This is a genomic window from Streptococcus danieliae (assembly GCF_025447695.1).
Classification (GTDB): domain Bacteria; phylum Bacillota; class Bacilli; order Lactobacillales; family Streptococcaceae; genus Streptococcus; species Streptococcus danieliae.
On record NZ_JAOBSU010000075.1, the window covers coordinates 1 to 8,546 of the forward strand.

An 8,546-nucleotide genomic window follows, 5' to 3' on the forward strand; every position below is an offset into this window, starting at 1 on the left:
AAAAAGGATGGCCAAACTCCTTGGTACACAAGGGGTTAGCTATCCTTTGTCTTTTTTAAACTGATAAACTCGGGAGGTCGCTCAAATGTTCTGAATGGTAATCCTGAGATGGCAGGTGATTTTCAGACAGAAAGTAGGGGATGTGCTATAATGGAAGTAACAGATATGAATGAGGGTTTGCCATGTATATTGAAATGCAGGACGAAACGGGACGTGTGTCCGAAGAAATGATGCTGGATATTGAACGGTTGGTCCAGTCAGCTGCTAAGCGGATTGACAAGGAAGACAAGGAGATGGCCATTACCTTTGTGGACAATGAGCGTATCCATCAAGTTAATTTAGAATATCGAGGAATGGATCGTCCAACCGATGTTGTCAGTTTGGAGTACAAGCCGGAAGAATCGATTTCCTTTGAGGATTTGGGTTTAGAGGATGAGGATTTAGTTGGACTGATGGATGAGTTTGATACCTACATTGGGGAACTCTACATTTCAGTGGACCGTGCTCGGGAGCAGGCTGCCGAGTATGGTCACTCATTTGAACGGGAAATGGGCTTTTTGGCCGTTCATGGTTTTCTACATATCAATGGTTATGACCATTACACTCCCCAAGAAGAAGCAGAAATGTTTGGATTACAGGAAGAGATATTGACAGCCTATGGACTCACAAGGTAATAAACGCAAATGGAAAAATCGGGATCTCATCTCCAGCCTGGAGTTTGCCTTAACCGGGATTATCACAGCTTTTAAGGAGGAGGCCAACATGCGTAAGCATTTGGTCTCAGGGATCCTTGTGATTGTGGCGGGATTGATTTTTCAGGTTTCAGCCATTGAATGGCTCTTTTTGTTGCTGAGTGTTTTTATGGTGATTACCTTAGAGATTGTGAATTCAGCGATTGAAAATGTAGTGGATTTGGCTTCTAATTACCATTTTTCGATGTTGGCCAAACATGCTAAGGACATGGCTGCCGGAGCGGTTTTGCTCTTTTCTGCCTATGCAGTGATCACGGGACTGATTATTTTTGTCCCTAAAATTTGGAATCTATTTTTTTAATAATAAGGAGAATGAATGTCTTTTAAATCAGGATTTGTAGCGATTTTAGGTCGTCCCAATGTTGGAAAGTCGACTTTTTTGAATCATGTAATGGGGCAAAAAATTGCCATCATGAGTGATAAGGCGCAAACGACGCGTAATAAAATCATGGGGATTTACACAACCCCTGAAGAACAAATTGTCTTTATTGATACCCCAGGGATTCACAAGCCTAAAACGGCCTTGGGCGATTTCATGGTCGATGCGGCTTATTCGACGCTCAGAGAGGTCGATACCGTCCTCTTTATGGTGCCTGCCGATGAGCCCCGGGGCAAGGGAGATGATATGATCATCGAACGCCTTAAGCAGGCCAAGGTTCCAGTTATCCTAGTCGTCAACAAACTGGATAAGGTCAATCCTGAACAGCTGTTGGATCAAATCCAAGATTTTAAAGACCAAATGGACTTCAAGGAGATTATTCCCATTTCTGCCCTGCAAGGGAATAATGTGTCCCACTTGATTGATGTCTTGTCAGAAAACCTCGAAGAGGGCGTCCAATATTTCCCAGATGATATGATCACGGATCATCCAGAACGCTTTTTGGTATCTGAAATGATCCGTGAAAAAGTGCTACATTTGACACGAGAAGAGGTGCCCCACTCGATTGCAGTAGTGGTGGATAGCATGAAGCGGGATGAAGAAACAGATAAAGTCCACATCCAGGCTACCATCATGGTTGAGCGTTCTAGTCAAAAGGGGATTGTAATCGGTAAGGGTGGAGCCATGCTCAAGAAAATTGGAACTATGGCTCGGAAAGACATCGAGACTATGTTAGGAGACAAGGTCTTCCTCGAGACTTGGGTCAAGGTTAAGAAAAATTGGCGGGACAAGAAACTCGATCTTGCTGATTTTGGATACACAGAAAAGGATTACTGATGCCAGAATTACCTGAAGTAGAGACCGTTCGCCGCGGTCTTTCTCCATTGGTGCAAGGGAAACGAATTGCCCAGGTCACTGTTCTCTATCCCAAAATGGTTCGGACCGGGGCAGAGGCCTTGGCCCATGACCTGCTGGGACAAGAAATTCAGAAGGTTGATCGACGAGGGAAGTATCTCATCTTTGATCTGGGGAATCATGTGCTTTTATCCCATTTGCGAATGGAGGGGAAGTTTTTCTTTCAAGCAGAAGCCCAGGAGTCGGAAAAACACCAGCATGTGCTGGTTGACTTTGACGATGGTTCCCGTCTGGTTTACCAGGATGTCCGCAAGTTTGGGACTTTTGATTACTTGCCCAAGGAGCAATTAGAAGCCTATTTTCAGTCTAAGAAATTAGGCCCCGAGCCGGTTGAAGAGGACTTTGCCTTGAAGCCTTTCCGGGAGGGGCTGAAACGATCTCGGAAACCTGTAAAAAACTTGCTTTTAGATCAAACCCTTGTGGCTGGTTTAGGCAATATCTATGTCGATGAAGTCTTGTGGTTGTCTCGAATCCACCCCTTGACCCCGGCTTCAGATTTATCTGCTCAAAAAATCAGTCGTTTGCGTCAGGCCATTATCGAGGTTTTGGCGGAAGGAGTAGCTCGGGGTGGTTCAACCATTCGGACTTATAAAAATGCCTTTGGGGAAGCTGGGACTATGCAGGAAACCCTCAAGGTTTATGGTCAAAAGGGCCAGCCCTGTCTCCGTTGTGGAAGAGAGATTGAGAAAATTAAAGTTGGGGGAAGAGGGACCCATATTTGCCCTCGGTGTCAAAAGTTATGAAGGCTCAGGTGATTGGTTTAACAGGCGGGATTGCCTCTGGTAAAAGCCAGGTGACCCGCTATTTACAAACACGAGGCTATCGGGTGGTGGATGCAGATCAGTTGGTCCATGAGCTACAGGCCCCAGGAGGAGCCCTCTACAAGCTGTTGGTGGCACATTTAGGCCCGGAGATTTTAGAGGATCAGGGGGCCTTGGATCGTGCCAAATTGGCCCAGCGTTTTTTTTCGGATGCGGATTTTCGGGCCTGGTCGAAGGTGGAACAGGGCCGCGTGATTCGGTCGGCCTTGGCAGCCGAGTTGGAGCAGGCTCAGAGGTCAGGTGAGGTGGTCTTTTTTGATATCCCCTTGTTGTTTGAGGAGGGTTATGAGGCCTGGTTTGAGCTGATTTGGCTGGTGGATGTCGATGAGGTCACGCAGTTGGAGCGTTTGATGCGGCGTAATAGCCTGACCGAGCAGGAGGCGCATCAGCGGATGCTTCGCCAATGGCCCTTGGAGCGCAAACGGCCCTTAGTCAGTCTGATCCTTGATAATCGTGGCAGTTTGTTGGACTTGCACCAACAAATTGATCAGGCCTTGCTTGGCTTAGAGGATCGATTTTCTTCCCTAAAGGATCAAGAGTAAGAAAAGTATATGAGAATTAAAATTCAATTGCGTTGCCAATCGTGTGGCAGTCAAAATTATATTACTAGTAAAAATCCTAAGTCGCATCCCGATCGGATTGAGGTCTTGAAATACTGTCCCAAGGAGCGTCAGGTCACGACGCATCAAGAGATGAAGTGAGATCCTCGGTTTACAAGTTTGGGAAACTATGCTACTATAGAAGGGATTTGAAGGAGTTTGGCAATGTTTCAATTATTATTAACTGCATTTTTAGTCCTATCTGTTATTTTGGTGATGGTCATTTTTATGCAACCGACCAAGAATCAATCGTCAAACGTGTTTGATTCGAGTGCGGGTGACCTATTTGAACGTACAAAAGCGCGCGGATTCGAAGCCGTTATGCAGCGAACAACTGCTGTGCTAGTCTTTTTCTGGCTAGCGATTGCTTTGGTATTGGCCGTGTTATCAAGTATTTAAGTATTTAGGGCGAGTTGGAGCAAGACCGGAGGTCTTGTGAGCAACCGCCCTTTTTTTGAGAGGTATAAATGAAAAAGCAAATTCTGGCCCTGGTGAAAGAGTCTGGGCCAATGTCGGTGGATCAGTTAGGGGATTCTTTGGGGATTAAAAACGCCAAAGGATTTACCAATCTGGTCAAGGAAATTTCCCGTTTGGAGGCTCAGGGTAAGGTGAGTTTCACTGATCAGGGAACGATTGTGTGGAGGGAAGCTACGAAAAAACCCCTTGCTCCAAAACTGGAGGGGGTCTTTCATGCTCATAAATCAGGTTTTGGGTTTGTAACAGTGGATGAGGCAGAACCGGATGTTTTTATTGGTCGGGATTTTGTTAATCAGGCGATTGATGGCGATCGGGTTCTGGTAGAGATTGTCCAGGTTGCCGACCGCATGAAGGGAACTTCGGCGGAAGGCAAGGTTGTGGAGATTTTGGAGCATTCGCTGACACAGGTTGTGGGGAAGGTTGTTCTGGAAGAAGGCAAGTCCAAATACCCAGCCTATGTCCGCTCTCGGAACCAAAAGATTAGCCAGCCTATCTACATTCAGCCAGGCGATTTCCAGTTGGCCGGTACGGAAGTGGTCAAGCTGGAAATTCGCCAATACCCAAGCAAGAAAAAGAACTTTTTCTTGGCGGACTTGGTGGAGATTGTGGGTCATGTGGATGACACGGGAATCGATGTGTTGGAGGTTCTAGAGTCCTTAGATATTGTCTCGACCTTCCCGGAGGCCGTTTTAGCGGAGGCCGAGGCGATTCCGGATGCTCCTAGTCCAGCAGATATGGAAGGTCGCTTGGATTTACGTTCCGAATTGACCTTTACCATTGATGGGGCAGATGCCAAGGACTTGGATGATGCGGTGCATATCAAACGCCTAACAGGTGGAAACTTTGAACTAGGTGTTCATATTGCGGATGTTTCCTATTATGTCAAAGAAGGGTCTGCCCTGGATCGGGAAGCCTTGGAGCGGGGGACCTCTGTTTATGTGACAGACCGAGTGGTTCCGATGTTGCCAGAACGCCTGTCAAATGGGATTTGTTCCTTGAATCCGCAGGTGGATCGGCTGACCCAGTCAGCGATTATGGAAATTAATCGCCAGGGGAAGGTTGTACGCTACCAGTTGGCGGAAACGGTTATTAAAACCAGCCAACGAATGACCTATGCGGACGTCAATGCCATGATTGCGAGGCAAAAAGAAGTGATCGAAGCCTATCCAGAATTGCTGGAATCTGTGGAGGCTATGGTGGAATTGCATAGAATCTTAGAAAACATGCGAATCCAGCGGGGAGCTTTGAATTTTGATACCAATGAAGCGAAAATTCTGGTTAACGCCAAGGGGAAACCGGTTGATATTGTGCTTCGCCAGCGGGGGCTAGCAGAACGGATGATTGAATCCTTTATGCTCGTGGCCAATGAAACGGTGGCTGAGCATTTCCATCAGAAGGATTTGCCTTTTATCTACCGGATCCACGAAGATCCCAAGGCGGAGAAATTACAGAAATTTATTGATTTCACTTCTAGCTTTGGTCTACGGGTTTATGGTACAGCTGCCAAGATGACCCAGGCATCGCTCCAAGATATCATGGCTGCTGCCAAGGGTCAGGTCTATGAAGAGGTGCTCTCGATGATGCTCTTACGGAGTATGCAGCAGGCGCGTTACTCAGAGCATAACCATGATGGTCACTACGGACTGGCAGCACCTTTCTACACCCACTTTACCAGTCCTATCCGGCGCTATCCGGACTTGCTGGTTCACCGGATGATGCGGGACTATCGTAAGAGTCCTGAAAAAGCCGGTCATTTTCAAGAAATTTTACCAGCTATTGCCAGTCAGTCTTCCAATCGGGAGCGGCGGGCGATTGATGCTGAGCGTTTTGTAGAGTCCATGAAGAAGGCCGAATTTATGTCCGACTTTGTGGGGCAGGAATTTGACGGCGTGATTGCTTCTGTTGTGAAATTTGGTCTCTTTGTCGAGTTGCCCAATACGGTGGAGGGCTTGATTCATGTGACCAACCTGCCTGAGTTCTACCATTTTGATGAACGGAGCCTGTCCCTGCGTGGTGAGCGGAGCGGGACAACCTTCAGAGTGGGACAGCCGATTCGCATTCGGGTTGAGAGGGCCGATAAGGAGACGGGAGAAATCGATTTCGCTTATCTAGCCGGCGGCCAGGTGGAGAAGAAGCCGTCTGCTTCGAAAAAGCGCTCGCAAGGCGAGCGCAAGAAAAAACGGGAACAGCCCCAAGCATTTTACAAAAAACAAGTCAAAAAAGGAGGACGTCATGGCCAAAGGAGAGGGAAAGGTCGTCGCTCAAAATAAGAAGGCGCGCCACGACTATACCATCGTCGATATAATTGAAGCGGGCATGGTTTTGACAGGAACGGAAATTAAAAGCGTTCGAGCCGCCCGCATCACCCTCAAGGATGGGTTTGCTCAAATTAAAAATGGTGAAGTCTGGTTAAGCAATGTGCATATTGCTCCCTACGAGGAGGGCAATATCTGGAACCAGGATCCGGAACGTCGCCGGAAGCTGCTGCTCCATAAAAAGCAGATTAGTAAATTGGAGCAGGAGATTAAGGGAACGGGGATGACCCTGGTTCCGCTCAAGGTTTACCTCAAGGATGGCTATGCTAAATTGCTTCTGGGCTTGGCCAAAGGGAAAAAAGATTATGACAAGCGGGAGTCCATTAAACGCCGGGAGCAAAATCGCGATATTGACCGGCAGATGAAGAGTTTTAATCGACGTTAGGAGTGGCCTATGCAGATTTCCAATCGTTTTAGTATCGGGGTTCATATCTTGGTTTTGGTAGCGTTACAGGAGGAAGCGGAAATTCTGACCAGTGAGGGATTAGCCGCCAGTGTTGGAGTCAATCCGGTCATTGTGCGGAAGGTTATGTCCCAACTTCGCCAGGCCCAATTGATTCAAACACGGCAAGGTTTGGCTGGGATTGAGCTGGGACGTGAACCGGCAGCAATTTCTTTATTTAATATCTACCAAGCGACCGGAGGCATTGGGGCCGATAAACTATTCCGTTACCATGATGCTCCCAATCCCCAATGTGAGGTTGGACGAACCATTCACGGAGTCTTGGATCACCACCTGCAAGAAGTCCAGGCAGCAATGGAGGCGCCCCTGAAACATCAAAGTTTGGCAGATATTTTGAAAACCAGTCAGGAAAAGCAAAAAGGCTAAGGAGAAAATCCTAGCCTTTTTGTTTGAAAAAGTAGCTGGTAATGAATTAGTGTATAATAAAGGTAGAAAAGTAATTGAGAAAGAGAATCCAATGACGCAGATTGATATCAATGAAAAGGTATTTGTTTGGGAGTTGCAGAGATTGCTAACCGTTTTATTAATGGATCGGACGACAAAAAAGTCGATCGTCTGGGCTACAGGCTCGTATGAATTTTTAGGACGAGGATTTGCGGCTGCAGATGGCATTACAAGTAGAAAGATCATCAATTCTTATGGTAATCTCATCCAACCAAGGTCAGAAAAAAATAAGGTAGAGCAAAAAGATCGGACCAAGGTTCGGGCTGAAGTATTCACACCGGCTTGGCTGGTCAAGCTTCAAAACGATATTGTAGAAGAAGAAATTCGTGACTTGCCTCTAGAGGAGTATCTTGATATCAGATGGCTGGAGCTTACTTGCGGCGAAGCTCCCTATATGGTGAGCCGTTACGATGCAGTCACTGGTGAGGAGATAGCACTGTTTGACCGTGTAGGATTTGTGGATCGAAAGTTACAGCGGATTAGTAAAGAGGTTTCAGATGAAGAGGAATTTTTCAATCTCGCTATCCGAGCTTATCGAGCTTCCTACGGCTATGAGTACCAAGGGGATAGCCTGCTATTGGCGCGCGAAAACCTGCTAATCACCTTTGAGGACTATTATCAAGCAACTTTTGGGAAAGGACCAACCTTGGAACAGAGACTGGAGATTGCGACCATCATCTCCTATAATGTCATGCAGATGGATGGATTAGCAAAAACCACGCCTTATTCTGCCGCTGCTCCCAAAGCTGTTCAGCTTGATTTATTTAGTGAAGTCGAGGAAGAAATTCCAGTAATGGGACCGAAAAAAACCAGACTAAAAGACTGGAAGAAAAATAAAATAGTAGATTTTGAGAATCTGTCTAGTGAGGGATTTTATATGAAATTTGATGTTGTAATTGGCAATCCGCCGTATCAGGAAGAATTAGAAGGAACGAGTGATAAGCCAATTTATAATTATTTTATGGATGAAGCTTATAAAACAGGTGTTAAATCTGTTCTTATCACGCCTGCAAGATTTTTGTTTGATGCTGGGAAAACACCTAAAGTTTGGAATCAGAAAATGTTGTCTGATGAGCATTTGAAAGTTACTTTTTATAAGCAGGATTCATCTGCTGTATTTTCAGGAACCGATATAAAAGGTGGAGTAGCAATTACTTACAGGGATGAAACTAAAATTTTTGGAGCCATTGAAACTTTTACAGCATTTGCTGAGTTGAAGACTTTATACAAGGGCACCTCTAAAAACCAGAAGTATTCCGTCATATAAAAAAAGAAGGGACGCTTGCCCTCTAATTTCCAGCAAGAGTCCCTGTATTTCCTACTTTTCTATCCCGATTATCGGGAGAATTCTGATTTTTGGGCGCACTAAGCCCATGTATTC

At 46.1% G+C, this 8,546-nt stretch carries 10 protein-coding genes and 1 pseudogene; all 11 read left to right on the plus strand.

Features of this window, described 5'->3' with window-relative positions; all coding sequences use genetic code 11:
* The first annotated feature begins 182 nt into the window (after positions 1-182).
* On the plus strand, positions 183-674 hold the full coding sequence (gene ybeY, locus N4310_RS06165; protein ID WP_262092496.1) for an rRNA maturation RNase YbeY: 492 nt from the start codon (positions 183-185) through the stop codon (positions 672-674).
* The gene (locus tag N4310_RS06170) at positions 658-1,053 is read left to right on the plus strand and encodes a diacylglycerol kinase family protein (RefSeq protein WP_160333253.1); all 396 of its coding nucleotides are present in this window, start codon (positions 658-660) and stop codon (positions 1,051-1,053) included. Before ybeY ends, N4310_RS06170 begins: the two co-directional genes overlap by 17 nt.
* Positions 1,054-1,068: 15 nt before the next feature.
* On the plus strand, positions 1,069-1,968 hold the full coding sequence (era, locus tag N4310_RS06175; RefSeq protein WP_160333254.1) for a GTPase Era: 900 nt from the start codon (positions 1,069-1,071) through the stop codon (positions 1,966-1,968).
* A complete protein-coding gene (gene mutM / locus N4310_RS06180) occupies positions 1,968-2,789 on the plus strand; it encodes a DNA-formamidopyrimidine glycosylase (RefSeq protein ID WP_262092497.1) in 822 nt (273 codons plus the stop codon). The genes era and mutM overlap by 1 nt, the downstream gene beginning before the upstream one ends.
* Entirely contained in the window at positions 2,786-3,409 is a 624-nt protein-coding gene (gene coaE, locus N4310_RS06185) for a dephospho-CoA kinase (protein WP_262092498.1), read from the plus strand. Before mutM ends, coaE begins: the two co-directional genes overlap by 4 nt.
* A 9-nt stretch (positions 3,410-3,418) precedes the next feature.
* Positions 3,419-3,568, plus strand: a complete 150-nt coding sequence (rpmG, locus tag N4310_RS06190; protein ID WP_160333256.1) for a 50S ribosomal protein L33 — start codon at positions 3,419-3,421, stop codon at positions 3,566-3,568.
* 63 nt (positions 3,569-3,631) lie between these two features.
* Positions 3,632-3,865: a preprotein translocase subunit SecG gene (gene secG / locus N4310_RS06195; RefSeq protein ID WP_160333257.1), complete on the plus strand. Its 234-nt coding sequence runs from the start codon at positions 3,632-3,634 to the stop codon at positions 3,863-3,865.
* A 68-nt stretch (positions 3,866-3,933) separates the two neighbouring features.
* Complete coding sequence (gene rnr / locus N4310_RS06200) at positions 3,934-6,213, plus strand: ribonuclease R (protein ID WP_262092499.1); 2,280 nt, start codon at positions 3,934-3,936, stop codon at positions 6,211-6,213.
* Positions 6,176-6,643: an SsrA-binding protein SmpB gene (smpB, locus tag N4310_RS06205; protein WP_262092500.1), complete on the plus strand. Its 468-nt coding sequence runs from the start codon at positions 6,176-6,178 to the stop codon at positions 6,641-6,643. The genes rnr and smpB overlap by 38 nt, the downstream gene beginning before the upstream one ends.
* A gap of 9 nt (positions 6,644-6,652) precedes the next feature.
* Entirely contained in the window at positions 6,653-7,087 is a 435-nt protein-coding gene (locus N4310_RS06210) for an Rrf2 family transcriptional regulator (RefSeq protein WP_262092501.1), read from the plus strand.
* 91 nt (positions 7,088-7,178) lie between these two features.
* Positions 7,179-8,420: pseudogene (locus tag N4310_RS06215) on the plus strand (Eco57I restriction-modification methylase domain-containing protein); the annotation flags it as partial.
* Positions 8,421-8,546 lie beyond the last annotated feature (126 nt).

Bases quoted from the DNA above. Each gene is read 5' to 3' on its own strand.
- ybeY (WP_262092496.1), top strand. From the start codon at position 183: ATGTATATTGAAATGCAGGACGAAACGGGACGTGTGTCCGAAGAAATG.
- N4310_RS06170 (WP_160333253.1), top strand. From the start codon at position 658: ATGGACTCACAAGGTAATAAACGCAAATGGAAAAATCGGGATCTCATC.
- era (WP_160333254.1), top strand. From the start codon at position 1,069: ATGTCTTTTAAATCAGGATTTGTAGCGATTTTAGGTCGTCCCAATGTT.
- mutM (WP_262092497.1), top strand. From the start codon at position 1,968: ATGCCAGAATTACCTGAAGTAGAGACCGTTCGCCGCGGTCTTTCTCCA.
- coaE (WP_262092498.1), top strand. From the start codon at position 2,786: ATGAAGGCTCAGGTGATTGGTTTAACAGGCGGGATTGCCTCTGGTAAA.
- rpmG (WP_160333256.1), top strand. From the start codon at position 3,419: ATGAGAATTAAAATTCAATTGCGTTGCCAATCGTGTGGCAGTCAAAAT.
- secG (WP_160333257.1), top strand. From the start codon at position 3,632: ATGTTTCAATTATTATTAACTGCATTTTTAGTCCTATCTGTTATTTTG.
- rnr (WP_262092499.1), top strand. From the start codon at position 3,934: ATGAAAAAGCAAATTCTGGCCCTGGTGAAAGAGTCTGGGCCAATGTCG.
- smpB (WP_262092500.1), top strand. From the start codon at position 6,176: ATGGCCAAAGGAGAGGGAAAGGTCGTCGCTCAAAATAAGAAGGCGCGC.
- N4310_RS06210 (WP_262092501.1), top strand. From the start codon at position 6,653: ATGCAGATTTCCAATCGTTTTAGTATCGGGGTTCATATCTTGGTTTTG.